Origin of the sequence: Bacillus sp. 7_6_55CFAA_CT2 (genome assembly GCF_000238655.1) — a bacterium.
Classification (GTDB): domain Bacteria; phylum Bacillota; class Bacilli; order Bacillales; family Bacillaceae_G; genus Bacillus_A; species Bacillus_A cereus.
The window spans coordinates 124,940-141,861 of sequence record NZ_JH414714.1; the positions used below are offsets into that span (position 1 = coordinate 124,940).

Sequence of the window (16,922 nt, forward strand, 5' to 3'; positions counted from 1 at the left end):
TATCAGAAAATTTTAACAAGATATAGGGGTATTGGTAGGGGGAGGATTTAGATGCAGCAACCAACGAATGAGAAATTACATCGCACGATGAAGAGTAGACATTTATTTATGATCGCACTTGGTGGTGTAATCGGAACTGGTTTTTTCTTAGGTTCAGGTTACACTATTAATCAGGCTGGACCAGGGGGAGCCATCCTTTCATATTTAGTAGGCGGATTTATTATGTATTTAACAATGCTTTGTCTTGGAGAGTTAACGGTAGCGATGCCGGTTTCAGGATCTTTCCAAAAGTATGCAACGAAGTTTATTGGACCAGGAACGGGCTTTATGATTGGCTGGTTATACTGGCTTGGCTGGGCAGTAACAGTGGGGCTAGAATTAACGTCAATCGGTTTAATGATGAAAAGATGGTTTCCAAATGTTGATGTTTGGGTATGGTGCTTTGTATTCGGTGTTATTTTATATGCTTCAAACGCAATTTCGGCAAAAAGTTATGCTGAATTAGAATTTTGGTTTTCTAGTATTAAAGTAATTACAATCCTTGCATTTGTTGTTCTTGGTGGTAGTGCATTATTAGGATTTATATCATATGACGGAAAAGAAGCAGCACCTCTTTTCTCTAACTTTGTAAGCGATGGTGGACTTTTCCCGAATGGACTAGCTGCCGTACTACTTACAATGATTACAGTTAACTTCTCATTTCAAGGAACAGAGTTAATCGGAATTGCAGCGGGAGAAAGTGAAAATCCAGAAAAAACAATTCCACGTGCGATCCGTAATACAGTATGGCGCATTATGTTATTCTTCATTTTAACAATGACAATTTTAGTAGGATTAATTTCTTGGAAAGAAGCAGGTGTAATTGAAAGTCCATTCGTAGTCGTATTTGATAAAATTGGTATTCCATACGCAGCTGATATTATGAACTTCGTTATTATTACTGCGTTATTATCTGTAGCGAACTCTGGATTATATGCAGCGACGCGTATACTATGGTCACTTGCAAATGAGGGAATGGCACCAACTTCCTTCCAGAAAGTAAATAAGCGTGGTATTCCAATTACAGCGCTAGTCGTAACGATTGCGGTAGCTGGATTATCTCTATTCACAAGTTTCCTTGCAGAAGATACAGTATACATGTATTTATTATCGATAGCTGGTTTATCGGCTGTTTCAAGTTGGATCATTATTGCTCTATCGCAACTTCGCTTTAGAAGTCAGTATATAAAAGGCGGAGGAAAGTTAGAGGACTTAAAGTATAGAACACCACTATACCCGATTGTTCCAATTTTAGCTTTAATTACAAATAGCATTGTTGTTATTAGTTTAGCGTTTATTCCTGAACAAAGAATGGCGTTATACTGTGGTATTCCATTTATCATTTTCTGCTATATATATTATTATATTAGTAAGAAACGGCAGAAACCGATGAAAGTGGAGATGGAAAAAACAAATGAAACTAACAATCAAACACGATGATATAGAAGCAGATTTATCGTATGGTCAATTAGCGATTGGAAAAGAAAACGGTTATTCACCGTTACAATTACTCGTTTCTTCTATCGCAGGGTGTAGTGCAATTGTCTTTCGAACGATTTTAGAAAAGAAACGTATTCCATACGATACGTTTACAATCGAAACTGAAGTTGGTAGAAGTGAAGCTTTATCGAAGCCAGTTGAAAGTGTTCATTTGCACTATAAAATTAAAGCACAAAATGTTACAGAAGAGCAGCTGGACAAGGCGCTGCAACTTGCAGTGAAAAATTGTACGATTGTTCAATCTGTAAAAGATAGTATAAAGGTTACGGAAACAATTGAACTAATAAAATGAAACATAAAAACGTGAGAATACGGCTCTCACGTTTTTATGTTTTTAATAAAGGGGGAAATATGATGGAATGTTTAGGGTGTAAATTAGCAGGCGGAGAGGAAATTATATATAAAATATATGAAGATGATTATGTAACTTGCTTTTTAGATCATGCGCCTTTCTACCCAGGACATACTTTAATTGTGCCAAAGCAACATGTTGTAGAAGTAGACGAATTAGATGATGTTGTAGCAAAATCCGTTATGGATGCTTCTAAGCTTATTGCAAAAGCGATTAAGATAGTATATAAACCTGACGGAGTTACAGTTTGTCAAAATGGTGGAGTATTTAACGAGTTAACACATTATCATATGCATGTCGTACCAAGATATAAAGAGCGTTCATTTGCTGAGTTTTATATGATACAACCAGGAGAAAAGCAGAATCATAACTTGGAAGAGACACAGAATTTGTTAAAAGAAGCGATAGAGCATATGCTGCTTACTGAAAAGGCGTAGAGGTCAGGAAAATTCTAATATTAAAAAGCCCAATTTCTCAGTTACAATAGAGAAATTGGGCTTTTGTTTATTCTATTATTAAATTTTATACATAAAAAGATTTTGCAGTGTCACAAAGTATAGCGCTTATTCGTTATATAGAGTGAGAGGAGGAATTATATGAAAGTTACAAACAACGATTATGAAAAGATGGAAGAGCTATATGAGTTGTATGAACAAAAGATTTATTATGTAGCGTATTCTATTTTAAATAATATTCAACAGGCTGAAGATGCGGTTCAAGAGACGTTTATTACTCTTTATAAGAACTTGGAAAAGCTCCATAGCTTGGCTACTCAAGAGCTTAAACGCTACATTTTGAGGGTCGCGAAAAACAAGGCGATTGATAGTTACCGGAAAAATAAACGACATGAAACATTTTTAGAAGAATATGAAAGAGAATCTGTAGAAGCAGTAGATGAAAATATTGAAGAGTGGGAAAAACGTAAAATGTCTGAGGTTCAAATTGATGCATTGCTAAAAGAGTTAAACGAATCTAATAGACAGGTGTTTAAGTACAAAGTCTTCTATAACTTAACGTATCAAGAAATTTCAAGTGTCATGGGGATAACCGAGGCAAATGTCCGCAAGCAGTTTGAACGCGCTCGAAAACGAGTCCAAAATATGATAGGAGGTATACAACATGACGAATTCAAAGAACTCCAAAGAAATATATGAACTTGCTGAAAAAATTGCTTTAGATGATTTTGATAAACTTGAAGAACAACATGAATTTTCACATACATATACGCGCAAAAAGAAATTGTTTATGGAGGAAATGAAGCCGCAAAATGGACAACCGCTGAAAAAGCGTAAAAGACATCGTATGTTAATCGCTGCTGCTTGCTTATTGATCGGCATGCCGACAACCGTTTTTGGAGCAGTAAAGGTCTATAATATGATCGTTCAAAAACAAAATTATGAAGTAAATGTTTCAGTAACAAATAAGGACTCGAAAAAGGCTGATAAGTGGTATAAGCTGAAAATCGATAAATTACCAGAAAATATGGAAGCAATTGATGACTCTGCTATGAAATATTCCTTTAAAGATAATGATGCAAAGGGGGGATTTTCATTCGTTCTTTGGAGAGTAGGAGGGAATTCAGATTTTCCAACCCTGTACTCGAAAAATTATGAAGAAAAAGAGATAAATGGTAAGAAGGCAGTAATTGTCCATAGAGAAAATGGTAATAAAGATTTAATGTTTAATAGAGTAATTTTTCTCTATTTTGAGGAAGAAGGAATTATGTTACAAAGTTATATTGGAAATGATATAAACGAAGAACAAATGATAGATGTGCTAGGGAGCATTTCACTTGAGCCCACGTCAAAAGAAAAGTCATCATATATAAGCGATTATGATAAAAAGTATTTTAGCCAAGAAAGTAAAACAACTAAGGTTATTCCTTTGAAAAAAGATAGTAAACGACTATTTCATATAGGACAAAAGGTTCCAGTAACGATATCTATGGATAACAGCCAAATTGAATATGTGATAGAAAAAGTTGAAGTTTTTGATTCAATCAAAGATTTTAAACAAGAGAACTTTAATGAACTTGGCCTAGAGATATTAAGCAAGAATAAGGTTTTAGATCAGACGGGAAAATTACTATCATACAGACGAGATGAATATAAATTAGGGAATGGTAAAGATTCAATTGATACATTAGTAGATTCGAAATTAGTTAATGTTAAATTTGTCTACTTAACAACAACAGTGAAAAATATTGGCAAAAAGTCGACAGAAGAAATCTATATGCATCCATCCATAAAACAGCTTAAATTTGAAGGGAATGCATGGAAATACGCTAAAGAAGAGGGAATGGACGCAACGCGTATTATGACAGGTGAAGTTGATTATTTAGAACCTCACGGAGATGGAAAAAGTTTTTACAATATTGGCAGTATCACACCAGGACAAACGATGAAAGTTAACTTAGGTTATTTTGTAGATGAGGATAAACTAGATTCAATCTTCCTTGATGCTTTCAATTACAGAGGGATTGGTGACACTGAAAATATGAATTCGAAAAATCGTTGGTGGTTTGATATTCGTCAATAATAAAAAAATAGGAACAACAGGACAAAGAAGCTGCTTATATTTAGCAGCTTCTTAGTCTTCATACATATGTAAAACTTCTTTCGCACGCATACGTAAACCATCTATCAATTCTATCGGTTCTAAAACTTTTGCATCTTTTCCGAGTCTATAAAATAAAGGGGTAATAAAATTGATTTCTCCTTTATCAATTGTTGAATGTATATATCCGGTCCCGTTTTCGTTTGTTACAACGAATTCTTCAAGGTAAGGCACGCTTTTACATTGGCGTACGCCTTCTGTTGACAGTAAAACATGTAACTGAGTAGGATTATGTACTACGTGAGAGTTAGAGGCAAACCACTCTTCTAAATTCATGAATGTATCTTCATTTTCTTCCGTTAATAATATAGAAAGAATACGATCGACGCGATACAGTAATGTTTTTTCTACATTAAAATCATAAGCAGGTAAATACCATAAACCATCATGCGCATATACACCGATAGGATGAACGTGTTTTGTTTTAATCCTTGATTTAGATTCGTATTGAAAGTGTAAATTTTTATTTTCAATAGCCGCTGTTAACACTTCGTTTAAAAGTGGTGTCTCAATTGTTCTTTTCGGATTCCAAAAGGCGATATAAGAACGTATTTTGTCAACTTTAGCTTTCGCATCATGTTGTAGGGAGCTATATAGTTTATGTGTAACGGAATTTATTTCTGTGTTAAAAGGCAAGTCTCTGTAGTAGCTTAAAGATTGAAAGGCAAAAAAGATAGAGACTGCTTCTTCTTCGGTAAATAAAATAGGTGGAATTACTCTATTCGTTAATACTTTATATCCTCCGTTGCGACCTTGTTCAGCGTAAATGGGTAATCCCATATCACTTAAATCTAAAATGTATCTATGGACAGTACGAACAGAAATATTAAATTCATCGGCTATTTCTTGAGCTGTAAATGCTTTTTTCGCAGAAGCAAATATAAGAATATCTAATAAGCGTTTAGCTTTTGACAAATGTATCACCTTTTTTCTTTTTAAACATGACATAAATTGTCGTGTTTTATTGTTAGTATATTGTTTACATCATAATGTTATCAAGATGAGGTATAAGGAGGAAAAAATATGTCACGTGAAATAGTTTTATTTATTGCGGCGAGCTTAGATGGATATATTGCGAAAGAAGATGATGATTTACAGTGGTTAATGGAAACCGAAGGAGAGGGAGATAACGGTTATACAGAAATGTACGAAACTATTGATACAATAATTATGGGAAAAAGAACGTATGATTATGTAGTAGAGCATATAGAACCATTCCCGTATTTAGATAAAAAATGTTATGTTTTTTCTAACTCAGAAAAAGGTTCAAACGAACACGTGGAGTTTGTAAATGAAGATGTAGTGGAGTTTACAAAAAGGTTAAAAGCACAAGAAGGATCTAAAATATGGATGGTTGGTGGAGGGAGTCTCTTAAGAGAGTTCTTTAAGAATAATCTAATTGATGAATATGTTGTTACGATTACACCTCACATATTAGGTTCTGGAGTTCCGTTATTTCAAGACAAGAACCCGGAAATTAATTTAACTTTAACGGATACGAAACGTTTTGGGCAATTTGTAAATTTATATTATAAAGTAAAGTGATAAAAAACACGACTATTGATGATAGTCGTGTTTCTTTATGGATGGTAATGAAATTATAAAGCAAGACCCATAATCGACTTCGCTCGTTACAGTAATATTTCCGCCGTGTAGTTCTACAATTTCTTTTACGATAGATAGTCCTAAACCAGTTCCGCCTGTAGCTCGTGTTCTCGCTTTATCAACTCGATAAAAACGATAGAAAATGTGAGGGAGGTCTTCAGGCGGAATACCTTCGCCTTCATCTTCAATTGTAATGAAAATACGTCTATGTTCTTCTGTAACAGAAATGTTTATATGAGAATGTTCTTTTGAATGCCTATAAGCGTTATTTAAAATGTTTATTATAACTTGTTCAAATCGCTGTTCATCTAAGTTTACTACCAGTGTAGGAGGACAAGAGAAAGAAACTTTAATGTACCTTTCTTTATACATAGCGTTAACTTTTTTGGTCTATGCGAGTAAGGAAGGTGTGTAAATGTACTTCCTTTACTTGAATAGAAAAGTTATGTTGTTCCATTTGTGCAAGTGAAAATAAATCTTGAACTAAGTTTGTAATGTAATCAGACTCATCTTTTATAATAGATAAATATCGCAAACGTTGCTCAGGAGATGTGGTCTCTTTTAAAGCAATGTCAGCGTAACCTCTTACGTATGTTAATGGTGTTCGTAATTCGTGAGCAACACTTGCTAGAAATTCACTTCGCTCTGTTTTCATATAATGTAAATCATTTGCGAGCGTTTGAATAGATGATGCTAGTTCACCAATTTCATCATTTCGAGTAGTCGTTAATGAAACGGACAAATCGCCTTTACTCATTTTTTCAGTTGCATGTTTCATGTGTAACAATGGTTTTGTTAATAAACGTGATAATAGGAAAATTGTGATGACTGTGAGTAGAAACGTGATGGCGCCAGCAATAATGAATTGTTTCGTTAATCCATTTACCAACTTTTCAATGGATTTTGTTCCAAGAAACATATACACATACCCTTCATGTTTTCCAGCTACTATGATAGGACTAACTGTACATATATAATTAGATGTTTTCCAATGATTTTCTATAATCGCTCCGTTATGGTCTGTTCGAGTCTGCATGCTACTAATGTGATTTTTTATAGTCGTGTTTATTTCGTTAGATTTAGCTAGCACTTCTTTATTTGTATTTGTAATAACGACAGTTGTTTCAGCTTCAGATTCCATTAATGCTACGTGAGAGATGGTTTGCTCATCGTAATATTTTTCAAGTACATCTCGATGACTATTTCCTCGCTTTAATAAAGCTGTCATTTCTTCATTTACTCTAGTGTTTACGAGACTATAATAGAGCAAAATAAAGAGAACACTTTCAATTAAAAGTGTAACAATTAAAAAATAAAATCCGAATTGAATTGAAATTCGTTTCATCGTTTTGCCCCTTACTGTTCAGTATCAACCCATCGATAACCTACTCCATACACGGTTTTTAAATGATGATCAATAGGGAAATTTGCTTTTCGCAATTTATCACGTAAATTACGAATATGCGAATCGACTGTGCGATCTTCTGTATTTGTGTTTAATCCCCAAATTCGTTCGATGAGCTGATCACGGTTTAATACGTAGTTCACATGGCGTAAAAATAATCCGAGTAAAGAAAATTCAATTGGTGTGAGAAGGAGTTCTTCACTATGGACAGAAACGAAGTGTTTTGTTTCATCCCATACAATACCGTGATATTGGATTTGTTTATGTTCATTTGTACGTCTTAAAACGGCTTCAATTCTTGCGAAAAGTTCTTCTTCATGGAAAGGTTTCGTTACGTAATCATCGGCTCCAAGTTTTAATCCTTGAACGACATCTACTGTTTGATCACGAGCTGTAACCATAATAATAGGAATGTTACTAAAAGATCGGATTTTTTTGCACGTTTCCCATCCGTCCATCTTTGGCATCATAATATCGAGTAAAACAAATTTAAAGTTTCGATTTTCTATATGTAAAATAGCTTCTTCTCCTGAAGTCGCACATACGCAGTTATATCCAATTGGGGTAAGATAAAGCGTTAATAATTCAAGCATTCTCGGTTCATCGTCTACGAGCAGTATATCAATCATAGAGAGCCCTCCATATTTATAATCGTTACTTAAAGTGTAATGCAAAATCATGAAGAAATGGTGCAGATTATGATGCGTCTGCATAATTTCTTCAGAATTGCTTGTTATTGTGGAGTTGAAATTACATTTTAGGTAATCATATTGGCTCAAAAATGATTAATACGGAGGCGGTATAGTGAAAAAAATGACCCGAATTTTTGGGATAACAATAATTACAGCAGTTGGTCTTGCTGCATGCGGACAAACGAATACAGACCATAAAAACCATGAATCTACAAAAGAGAAGAAAACAGAGCAAAAGGAAATGAAAATGAATCAGGAGGTAACGGCGCCAAAAGAAATGAACGAAGGTGCATCTAATGATTTATTAACGACAAGTCTAAAAAATGTGACGAGGTTAAATACAAATGACCCCCTAAAAATGGCAGTATTAACTTCGCAAACGATATGGCCAGCAACTCATAAGGAGAACCAGCCAGGTGCTGTTATTTTAGTACCAGCAAGCGAGTGGCAATTAGGTATTGCGAGTGCAGACCTTATTCATCATCCGAATAACGGGCCGATTTTATTTATAGAAAAAGAAAAGATACCGGAAATGACGTTAAAAGAAATAAAACGATTAAATCCAATCGGAACGAAAGACGGAACACAAATTATGGTGATGGGAGATGTAGGTACTAGCGCGCTTGAACAATTAAAAGGTTATAAAGTAAAACAAATAAAAGAAACGGACCCAGCTATATTTGCGAAGGATGTTGATAAGGAGTATGCCGATATAACAGGAAGCTACCCAAATAGTGTTATTATTGTTTCGTCTGCAGAAGAAGGCCGTTTATATACAACACCCGCTGTAAATTGGATTTCTCATATGCCGGAACCACTACTCTATACAGAAAAGAATAAAGTGCCAGAAGCGACAATAGAGGCATTAAAAATGAGAAAAGACAAAGCAAATATATATGTATTAGGGCCAGAAAAAATTGTTTCAAAAGAAGTGGAAAAAGAGCTGAGCAAATACGGGAAAGTAACGCGTATTAGTGGAGAGACTCCAACAGAAAATTCGGTTGCGTTTGCGAAATTTAAAGATGAAAAAACAAAATTTGGCTGGGGATTCACAAAACCTGGTCACGGTTTATCATTTGTTTCAAGCAAAACACCAGATTTAGCAGTTGCTGGGGCACCTTTTTCACATATGGGTAAACACGCACCTGTTGTCTTGTTAGAAGAAGGGAAAGCTTCACAACCAGTGTATGACTTCCTTGCAAGCATTCAGCCGAAGTTTAAAGATAATCCAACACTTGGACCATATAATCATGGCTTCTTATTAGGAAGTACGAGTGATATTTCATTTGAAACACAAGGAATACTAGATGAGAGGTTAGAAATTGTTCAGGAAAGTGGTCAAGGACACGGTGGACATTAATGAAATGAGCAAAGACGCTACTGATATAGCGTCTTTTTCTTTAGGAAACTTTTACATAGTAAAAAATCTTCTACTCGTTATATAATAGCTTTCGTGCAGTCGGTTGATTTTCTTATGGAGAAAATCAAATGATAAAGGAGTAGAGGAGTGGTATTTTGTTTCAAACGATAAAAAATGATTGGTTTTCTAATGTGAGAGGGGACGTGTTATCAGGAATTGTCGTTGCTTTAGCATTAATTCCTGAAGCGATAGCCTTCTCTGTTATCGCTGGTGTGGATCCGACCGTTGGGTTATACGCAGCCTTTTGTATTGCAGTTACCATTTCATTTGTTGGCGGAAGAACTGGGATGATTTCAGCTGCAACAGGTGCAATGGCATTATTAATGGTGACGCTCGTTAAAGATCATGGTTTGCAATATTTATTTGCTACAACAATATTAACAGGTATTGTCCAAATTATTTTTGGCGTGTTCAAACTGAGCTCATTTATGAAGTTTGTTCCGAAATCTGTTATGAGTGGTTTTTTAAATTCACTTGGAATTTTAGTTTTTACAGCGCAATTGCCACATTTTAAAAATGCAACTTGGCAAATGTATGCACTCGTTGTATTAGGACTTGCAATTATATATTTATTTCCACGTATTACAACGGCTGTACCTTCTACGCTTATTTCAATTATTATTGTGACGAGTATTGCACTTATGAGCGGATTAAAGTTGAAAACAGTAGGGGATATGGGAAGCTTGCCGAAAGAATTACCACTCTTTAGCATTCCTGACGTGCCTTTTACAGTTGAGACATTAGGGATTATTTTACCGTATGCAGTTATGCTTGCAATTATCGGTTTACTAGAATCATTATTAACAGCTTCAGTTTTAGATGATATGACGCATACGGAAAGTAATAAGCATAAAGAGGCACGCGGTCAAGGGATCGCAAACATTGTTGCTGGTTTCTTCGGAGGAATGGCAGGTTGTGCAATGATCGGTCAATCTGTTATTAATATTAAATCAGGTGGACGAGGTCGCCTATCAACATTTGTAGCGGGCGGATTTTTAATCGTATTACTATTTGTTTTAGGAGATTATGTCGTTCATATTCCGATGGCAGCTTTAGTTGCAGTTATGATTATGGTTTCAATCGGAACGTTTGATTGGAACTCTGTAATAACAATTCATAAAGTACCAAAAGGAAACGCATTTGTTATGATCGTAACAGTTGTGATTGTCTTAATTACACATAATTTAGCATTAGGTGTAATTATCGGAACAGTAATTAGTGCGGTTTTATTTGCATTCAATATGGCAAAGATTCACGTGAAACATTTATATATTGAAAATAAGAAAATATATGAAATTCACGGTCAACTTTTTTTTGCATCTACAGCCGACTTTATAAATAATTTTTCATTTAATGAAGATGTAAAAGAAATCGAAATGAACTTTACTCATGCGCACGTATGGGATGATTCGGCAGTGGCATCAATTGATAAAGTTATCATGAAGTATGAACAAAGTGGTGTGAAAGTAACTATAACAGGATTAAATGAACGTAGTTCAAAACTTGTTGCAAATTTAGCTACTTATAATAAAAGAATTGCTAGTTAAAAGCCTCCTTTTTAGGGGGCTTTATTATATAATACGAATAGGATAACGAAAAGGGGATTCAGCATATGTACAAACAAATTATATTAGCATGTGACGGTTCTGAACATGCACTTCGAGCAGCGGAGCATGCAACCTATATTGCGAAATGTAGCGAAGAAACAAATGTTGAAGTTGTGTACGTAGTAGATAATAGAACGGCAAAATCAGATATTATACAAGGTCAAACAGATTTAGAAACAATATCGGCTAGTCGAAAAGATAAATTAAAAGAGATTGAAGGTTTATTAAAGAAAGAGAACATTTCTTATACAATTACGATATTACATGGTGATCCTGGAGATACAATTGTTCAATATGTAAATACAGGAGATATAGATCTTGTCATTGCTGGAAGTAGAGGGCTCAATACACTGCAAGAAATGGTGCTTGGAAGTGTAAGTCATAAAATAGCAAAACGAGTGAAATGTCCGGTGATGATTGTAAAATGAAATAGAATGTAACGAAGACCTTAGTATAACTGAGGTCTTTTTTTATGTATAAATGACTCTTATTTGTGGAAATACTAGATATATAAGTTGAAAAGATGTTAACTTACAAATTTGTAAGTTAGTTGTTAGAGAAATCGATGTTATGAGATTTTTCCCATTGGTAAAATAAAAGTATCAAAGGGGAGATAGGGAGGATGGAAGTAATGAAATCATTTCAAAATTTCTCATATAGTCAAGGGGTAAGCTTAATTTGTCTAGGGGGATTTGCTGCATCTGTTACGTTAGCTGTTTTAATAAAGGTGTTTCATCAAATCTTTTAATTTTATAGTAGGGAAGGAATTGGTTGTTATCATTAGTAGGAACAGCAATGAAAATAAAAAATAGCTCTTAGCATGTATGTAAATGCTAAGAGCTATTTTTATGCTTGTTATATGTTATTTAAGCTTGCTTTTGTTTTACTGACCCTGTATTTAAAGTAAGAGCAAGGAAGAACATTGCAAGTACGCAAGATACAAGTAATAAGATGAATCCGCCATCCCATCCGAATGCATCTACGATAAAGCCCATAGCTGCACTAGCGAAAGCAGCTCCGCCTAAGTAACCGAAGAATCCAGTTAAGCCTGCTGCAGTTCCAGCAGCTTTCTTTGGTGCTAAGTCTAGAGCGTGTAGACCAATTAACATAACCGGTCCGTAAATTAAAAATCCAATTGCGACAAGTGCGATACTATCAACCATTGGATTACCAGGAGGGTTTAACCAGTAAACAAGAACTGCGATAAATACACCAACCATAAATAAAATACCAGCAGGTGCACGACGTCCTTTAAATAGTTTATCACTCATCCATCCGCAAAGAAGTGTACCTGGAATACCAGCCCATTCATATAGAGCGTAAGCAGTACGTGAGCTACTATGAGTAAAGCTTTTTTCTTCTACTAAATAAGTAGGAGCCCAGTCTACAACGCCGTAACGTACGAAATATACGAAAACGTTCGCAATAGCGATGTACCATAAAAACTTATTGTTTAGTACGTATTTAAATAAAATTTCTTTTGCCGAAAGTTCGCGTTCGCGATCTTTTATTTTCTCATCTGGTGGATATTCTCCAGTATGCTCTTCAATAGAAGGTAGTCCACAAGATTGAGGCGTATCTTTCATCGTAATTAATACATAAATACCAACTAAAATTGAAAGAATACCTGGGAAGTAAAAAATACTCTTCCAGTCATTTGCAAAGAAGTATAAGCCTAATGTTACAAGAGAAGGCATAAGCGCGCCGCCGACATTATGAGCGACGTTCCAAATAGACATTTTTGTACCACGTTCGCTAATAGAGAACCAGTGAACCATCGTACGGCCACAAGGAGGCCAGCCCATACCTTGTACCCATCCATTTAAAAACTGAAGTACAAACATAAGTATAATGCTCGTTGTAATGAAAGAAAATGAGCCGAAAATAATATTAATGATACCTGATAAAAATAGCCCAGCTGCTAAAAAGTAGCGAGGATTACAACGATCGGATACGATACCCATCAAGAATTTACTTAATCCGTAAGCGATAGATACTGCTGAAAGGATAACCCCAAGTTCCCCTTTACTAAAGCCTTGCTCGATTAAGTATGGCATTGCTAGTGAAAAGTTTTTTCGAACAAAGTAGTAACCTGCATAACCGATGAAGATACCTAAGAATACTTGTAAACGTAATTTACGGTATTCGCTATCAACGCGATCAGCTGGTAAGCGTTCCGCGTGGGGCGCAGGTTTAAATAATTGTGTGAAAAACATAAAATGAAAATCCTCCCCTAATTAATTCGAAGCGTTTTAAGACAGAGAACATAAAAAGGCCATGAAATATAAAAAAGTTTCCTTTTTTATGATTCATAGCCGTGTACTCCGTTTCTCCGTGACTGTCAATATTAACTTCGTCGAAAATTATACAACTTTGTGACAAAAATGTAAACGTTTTTATAAATAAAAGTATTGACGGATTTTGTTCGCGGGATTAATATTTAAATACATTAAATATTTTATTGTTTAAATAAGAGGTGGATAACATGCCAAATGATATGACGCATATCGATAAAATTCAAGCTCTTGCCTTTTCGATTGGAAAGAAAATGCAGACGGAGTTATTAGAACAAATGCAAGCAACAGGACTTACACCACCGCAGTTTTATATTTTAAAGATTTTAGATCATTATGGGGCTTCAAGAGCGACAACATTAGCAAAAAAGATGTATGTGAAGCCTAGCGCGATTACAGTGATGATTGATCGTCTAATCGATCAAGAACTTGTAGAACGCTATCACGACAAAGATGACCGTCGTGTTGTCATCATCGAGTTAACGAAAAAGGGGAAAGCTAGAGTAGAAGAGGCAATGACAGCTCGCAACGAGCATATTGCAAAATACTTTTCACATTTAGAGTTGCAAGAAAGAGAAGATTTATTACGTCTCTTTGAGAAGTTAGAAACCATTATTTGCGGGACACAAGAGAAAAAAGAGAATAACTAAGAGGAATTGAGGAGATTACATGGAGCAACAAGAAAATCAAAATAGAAAGTTGTTGTTAATCGGTTTAGTAATCGCGATGCTATTTGCTGCATTAGATGGAACAATTGTTGGTACAGCAATGCCACGTATCGTCGGTGACCTAGGCGGATTAAGTTTAATGACATGGTTAACGACAGCTTATATGTTAACATCAACGACAGTTGTACCAATTGCAGGTAAATTAGCGGATTTACTTGGTCGTCGTAACGTATATATAACAGGGCTAGTTATTTTCATGATTGGTTCGGCGTTATGTGGTATGGCGAATGGTATGACAGAATTAATTATTTTCCGTGGTATTCAAGGTCTTGGTGGCGGTATTATGATGCCAATGGCTATGATTATTATTGGAGATATGTTCACGGGAAAAGAACGTGCGAAATGGCAAGGTATTTTTGGTGCGTTATACGGTCTTGCTTCTGTAATTGGACCGCAAGTTGGTGGTTGGATTGTAGATGCAGTGAACTGGAGATGGGTATTCTACATTAACTTACCGGTTGGTATTTTAGCAACAATCTTTATTGCAATGGGATTAAAATCGCATAAACAAACAGGACCAATTAAAATTGATATCGCTGGAATCTTTACGATGATTCTCGGTGTTGTAAGTTTATTACTTGCGCTAACGTTTGGCGGAAAAGATTATGCATGGGATTCTTGGCAAATTATCGGTTTATTTGCACTAGCTGTAATTGGTATCGTTAGCTTTGTTATCGTTGAAACGAAAGCTGAAGAGCCAATTTTACCAATGCATTTCTTTAAAAATCGTACATTTACAATACTGAATGCGATTGGATTCTTTATGAGTATTGGAATGTTCGGCGCGATTATGTTCGTACCATTCTTCATGCAAGGTATTGTAGGAGTAAGTGCTGCTGAATCAGGAACAATTATGACTCCAATGATGATTACAATGATTGTGATGAGTATTATCGGTGGGCAACTTGTATTAAAAGTTGGTGTAAAACCACAAATTATCGCAGGTATGCTTATTATGGCCGGTGGTTTTTGGTTATTAACAACGATGGATATGCACACAACGAAGCTTACAGCTACTTCTTATATGATGGTTATCGGTTTAGGAATGGGTCTTGTAATGCCGACATTAACATTAGCGTTACAAGAAAGCTTCCCGAAAAAAGACCTTGGTGTTGTAACATCATCAAGTCAGTTCTTCCGACAAATCGGTGGTACATTTGGTATTACAATTTTAGGATCAATTATGAATAACACTTCAGGTACAACGTTAACAAATAAATTAGTACCTGTATTAGATACATTCCCGAAAGAAGCGGGACAAATGGTAACGAAATTTAAAGATATGATTCACACAGATCCACAAGGTTTATATTCGATGCTATTTAGCCCAGAGGCATTAAAACAAATGCCAGAAGCGTTTGCTAACAGCATTGTACCTATTTTGAAAAACTCTTTAGTAGACTCGCTTCATACTGTATTCTTAACAGGATTAGTATTTATCGTAGTAGGTGCCATCTTTACGATTTTCTTACAAAAAATTAAACTATCAGATCGTAAAAAAGATGCTGAAGAGCCTGCTGTAGAAGAAAAAGAAAAAACTGTATCATACTCGTAATGAAGAAGCATCGCCTTATGGCGGTGCTTTTTTGAGTATAACCTTAAAAGCTTTTTAGTGAGAAATGATTGACGTATTTTTAGAAATACGTTATATTATTTTCTGTAAACGGTTACATGAAATGAGGAGAAAAGAGAATGAGTACGATTAAAGACGTTGCGAAATTAGCGGGAGTATCTGTTGCGACCGTTTCCAGAGTTTTAAATAAAAATGGATATGTTCACGAAGATACATTAAAAAAGGTAGAGCGTGCAATTGAGATGTTAGATTATAAGCCTAGTACAGTAGCGCGTTCACTGTATAATAAAAAGTCTCGTTTAATTGGCTTAGTTGTTCCAAATATCGTGAATCCGTTCTTTCCAGAAGTTGCACGTGCCGTAGAAGATGTAGCACATAAACAAGGTTACACAGTTGTCCTTTGTAACTCTGATGAAAGTTTAGAAAAAGAGAAACAATACATTGATGTACTTAGACAAAATAATGTAGATGGATTTATTGTAGCAACAAATCCACAAAATAGTGTTAATTACATGAATTTATCTGTCCCGGTTGTTGCGATTGACCGTATGTTTAATGAGCGTATTCCTACTGTATATGCAGATAACTATACAGGAAGTCAGGCTGCGACAAAGTTGTTACTAGATAAAGGATGTAAACATATTGCACATATTCGCGGTCCACGTGATGTGAGTACTGCAAATGAACGTTTTGAAGGTTTTGTAGACGTTATTACGCAAAATAACCTTTCGTATATGATTGCGGAGAGTACGTTTGAGCCAGCAAATAGTGAGCGTGTAGCGATGGAATTATTAGAAGAATACCCGCATATTGATGGTATTGTTGCTGGGAATGATTTAATTGCGATTGGTATTGTAAAGGCTGCACTTCAAAAGGGGATTGCCATTCCAGATGATTTACAAATTATCGGATTTGATGGAATTTCTTTAACAGAAATGATGTATCCATCTATTACAACAGTTGCACAACCGATATATGAAATGGGGAAAATTGCAACAGAGTTGTTGTTAGAGCAAATGGAAGGAAATACATTAGAAGAGAAACACTATCGTTTGCCGATTGAAATTATAGAACGAAATACAACGAAGTAA

At 35.2% G+C, this 16,922-nt stretch carries 16 protein-coding genes and 1 pseudogene; 13 read left to right on the top strand and 4 right to left on the bottom strand.

The window, feature by feature from the left end:
* Positions 1-51 precede the first annotated feature (51 nt).
* The 5 genes from HMPREF1014_RS26275 (at position 52) to HMPREF1014_RS26295 (ending at position 4,429) form a co-directional block, all read left to right on the top strand.
* Positions 52-1,479, top strand: a complete 1,428-nt coding sequence (locus HMPREF1014_RS26275; protein ID WP_001187085.1) for an amino acid permease — start codon at positions 52-54, stop codon at positions 1,477-1,479.
* Entirely contained in the window at positions 1,454-1,831 is a 378-nt protein-coding gene (locus tag HMPREF1014_RS26280; RefSeq protein WP_000778836.1) for an OsmC family protein, read from the top strand. Before HMPREF1014_RS26275 ends, HMPREF1014_RS26280 begins: the two co-directional genes overlap by 26 nt.
* Positions 1,832-1,893: 62 nt before the next feature.
* A complete protein-coding gene (locus HMPREF1014_RS26285; RefSeq protein ID WP_000388957.1) occupies positions 1,894-2,328 on the top strand; it encodes an HIT family protein in 435 nt (144 codons plus the stop codon).
* Between the two features lie 159 nt (positions 2,329-2,487).
* The gene (locus HMPREF1014_RS26290; protein WP_000869272.1) at positions 2,488-3,045 is read left to right on the top strand and encodes an RNA polymerase sigma factor; all 558 of its coding nucleotides are present in this window, start codon (positions 2,488-2,490) and stop codon (positions 3,043-3,045) included.
* Positions 3,011-4,429 carry a hypothetical protein gene (locus HMPREF1014_RS26295; RefSeq protein ID WP_000185115.1) on the top strand — a complete coding sequence of 473 codons (1,419 nt, stop codon included), beginning with the start codon at positions 3,011-3,013 and terminating at the stop codon, positions 4,427-4,429. Before HMPREF1014_RS26290 ends, HMPREF1014_RS26295 begins: the two co-directional genes overlap by 35 nt.
* Before the next feature lie 51 nt (positions 4,430-4,480).
* Here the strand turns inward: HMPREF1014_RS26295 and HMPREF1014_RS26300 are convergent, their stop codons facing one another.
* On the bottom strand, positions 4,481-5,455 hold the full coding sequence (locus HMPREF1014_RS26300) for a helix-turn-helix transcriptional regulator (protein WP_142238158.1): 975 nt from the start codon (positions 5,453-5,455) through the stop codon (positions 4,481-4,483).
* Between the two features lie 75 nt (positions 5,456-5,530).
* Between HMPREF1014_RS26300 and HMPREF1014_RS26305 the strand changes: the two genes are divergently transcribed.
* A complete protein-coding gene (locus HMPREF1014_RS26305) occupies positions 5,531-6,052 on the top strand; it encodes a dihydrofolate reductase family protein (RefSeq protein WP_000085764.1) in 522 nt (173 codons plus the stop codon).
* Positions 6,053-6,064: 12 nt separating this feature from the next.
* Here the strand turns inward: HMPREF1014_RS26305 and HMPREF1014_RS26310 are convergent.
* Both HMPREF1014_RS26310 and HMPREF1014_RS26315 read right to left on the bottom strand, forming a co-directional pair.
* A pseudogene (locus HMPREF1014_RS26310) lies at positions 6,065-7,457 on the bottom strand (sensor histidine kinase).
* An 11-nt stretch (positions 7,458-7,468) separates the two neighbouring features.
* Positions 7,469-8,146: a response regulator transcription factor gene (locus HMPREF1014_RS26315; protein WP_000565484.1), complete on the bottom strand. Its 678-nt coding sequence runs from the start codon at positions 8,144-8,146 to the stop codon at positions 7,469-7,471.
* A gap of 175 nt (positions 8,147-8,321) precedes the next feature.
* Here HMPREF1014_RS26315 and HMPREF1014_RS26320 point away from each other — a divergent pair, with 175 nt between their 5' ends.
* The 4 genes from HMPREF1014_RS26320 to HMPREF1014_RS26335 all read left to right on the top strand — a co-directional run bounded on the left by HMPREF1014_RS26320 (position 8,322) and on the right by HMPREF1014_RS26335 (position 11,984).
* Positions 8,322-9,569 (top strand): hypothetical protein, encoded by a 1,248-nt coding sequence (locus tag HMPREF1014_RS26320; RefSeq protein WP_000738869.1) that lies wholly within the window; start codon positions 8,322-8,324, stop codon positions 9,567-9,569.
* Positions 9,570-9,724: 155 nt separating this feature from the next.
* On the top strand, positions 9,725-11,176 hold the full coding sequence (locus tag HMPREF1014_RS26325; protein WP_000487909.1) for a SulP family inorganic anion transporter: 1,452 nt from the start codon (positions 9,725-9,727) through the stop codon (positions 11,174-11,176).
* Between the two features lie 65 nt (positions 11,177-11,241).
* A complete protein-coding gene (locus tag HMPREF1014_RS26330; protein ID WP_000277999.1) occupies positions 11,242-11,664 on the top strand; it encodes a universal stress protein in 423 nt (140 codons plus the stop codon).
* A 203-nt stretch (positions 11,665-11,867) separates the two neighbouring features.
* Positions 11,868-11,984 (top strand): DUF4027 family protein, encoded by a 117-nt coding sequence (locus HMPREF1014_RS26335; protein WP_009327627.1) that lies wholly within the window; start codon positions 11,868-11,870, stop codon positions 11,982-11,984.
* 118 nt (positions 11,985-12,102) lie between these two features.
* Here the strand turns inward: HMPREF1014_RS26335 and glpT are convergent, their stop codons facing one another.
* The gene (glpT, locus tag HMPREF1014_RS26340; RefSeq protein ID WP_000466389.1) at positions 12,103-13,452 is read right to left on the bottom strand and encodes a glycerol-3-phosphate transporter; all 1,350 of its coding nucleotides are present in this window, start codon (positions 13,450-13,452) and stop codon (positions 12,103-12,105) included.
* A gap of 269 nt (positions 13,453-13,721) precedes the next feature.
* Between glpT and HMPREF1014_RS26345 the strand changes: the two genes are divergently transcribed.
* The 3 genes from HMPREF1014_RS26345 to rbsR all read left to right on the top strand — a co-directional run bounded on the left by HMPREF1014_RS26345 (position 13,722) and on the right by rbsR (position 16,922).
* Entirely contained in the window at positions 13,722-14,180 is a 459-nt protein-coding gene (locus HMPREF1014_RS26345) for a MarR family winged helix-turn-helix transcriptional regulator (RefSeq protein WP_001132365.1), read from the top strand.
* A gap of 19 nt (positions 14,181-14,199) precedes the next feature.
* Positions 14,200-15,813: an MDR family MFS transporter gene (locus HMPREF1014_RS26350; protein ID WP_000437647.1), complete on the top strand. Its 1,614-nt coding sequence runs from the start codon at positions 14,200-14,202 to the stop codon at positions 15,811-15,813.
* Positions 15,814-15,950: 137 nt separating this feature from the next.
* Positions 15,951-16,922: a ribose operon transcriptional repressor RbsR gene (gene rbsR, locus HMPREF1014_RS26355; protein ID WP_000104054.1), complete on the top strand. Its 972-nt coding sequence runs from the start codon at positions 15,951-15,953 to the stop codon at positions 16,920-16,922.

Bases quoted from the DNA above. Each gene is read 5' to 3' on its own strand.
- HMPREF1014_RS26275 (WP_001187085.1), top strand. From the start codon at position 52: ATGCAGCAACCAACGAATGAGAAATTACATCGCACGATGAAGAGTAGA.
- HMPREF1014_RS26280 (WP_000778836.1), top strand. From the start codon at position 1,454: ATGAAACTAACAATCAAACACGATGATATAGAAGCAGATTTATCGTAT.
- HMPREF1014_RS26285 (WP_000388957.1), top strand. From the start codon at position 1,894: ATGGAATGTTTAGGGTGTAAATTAGCAGGCGGAGAGGAAATTATATAT.
- HMPREF1014_RS26290 (WP_000869272.1), top strand. From the start codon at position 2,488: ATGAAAGTTACAAACAACGATTATGAAAAGATGGAAGAGCTATATGAG.
- HMPREF1014_RS26295 (WP_000185115.1), top strand. From the start codon at position 3,011: ATGACGAATTCAAAGAACTCCAAAGAAATATATGAACTTGCTGAAAAA.
- HMPREF1014_RS26300 (WP_142238158.1), bottom strand. From the start codon at position 5,455: ATGTCATGTTTAAAAAGAAAAAAGGTGATACATTTGTCAAAAGCTAAA.
- HMPREF1014_RS26305 (WP_000085764.1), top strand. From the start codon at position 5,531: ATGTCACGTGAAATAGTTTTATTTATTGCGGCGAGCTTAGATGGATAT.
- HMPREF1014_RS26315 (WP_000565484.1), bottom strand. From the start codon at position 8,146: ATGATTGATATACTGCTCGTAGACGATGAACCGAGAATGCTTGAATTA.
- HMPREF1014_RS26330 (WP_000277999.1), top strand. From the start codon at position 11,242: ATGTACAAACAAATTATATTAGCATGTGACGGTTCTGAACATGCACTT.
- HMPREF1014_RS26335 (WP_009327627.1), top strand. From the start codon at position 11,868: ATGAAATCATTTCAAAATTTCTCATATAGTCAAGGGGTAAGCTTAATT.
- glpT (WP_000466389.1), bottom strand. From the start codon at position 13,452: ATGTTTTTCACACAATTATTTAAACCTGCGCCCCACGCGGAACGCTTA.
- HMPREF1014_RS26345 (WP_001132365.1), top strand. From the start codon at position 13,722: ATGCCAAATGATATGACGCATATCGATAAAATTCAAGCTCTTGCCTTT.
- HMPREF1014_RS26350 (WP_000437647.1), top strand. From the start codon at position 14,200: ATGGAGCAACAAGAAAATCAAAATAGAAAGTTGTTGTTAATCGGTTTA.
- rbsR (WP_000104054.1), top strand. From the start codon at position 15,951: ATGAGTACGATTAAAGACGTTGCGAAATTAGCGGGAGTATCTGTTGCG.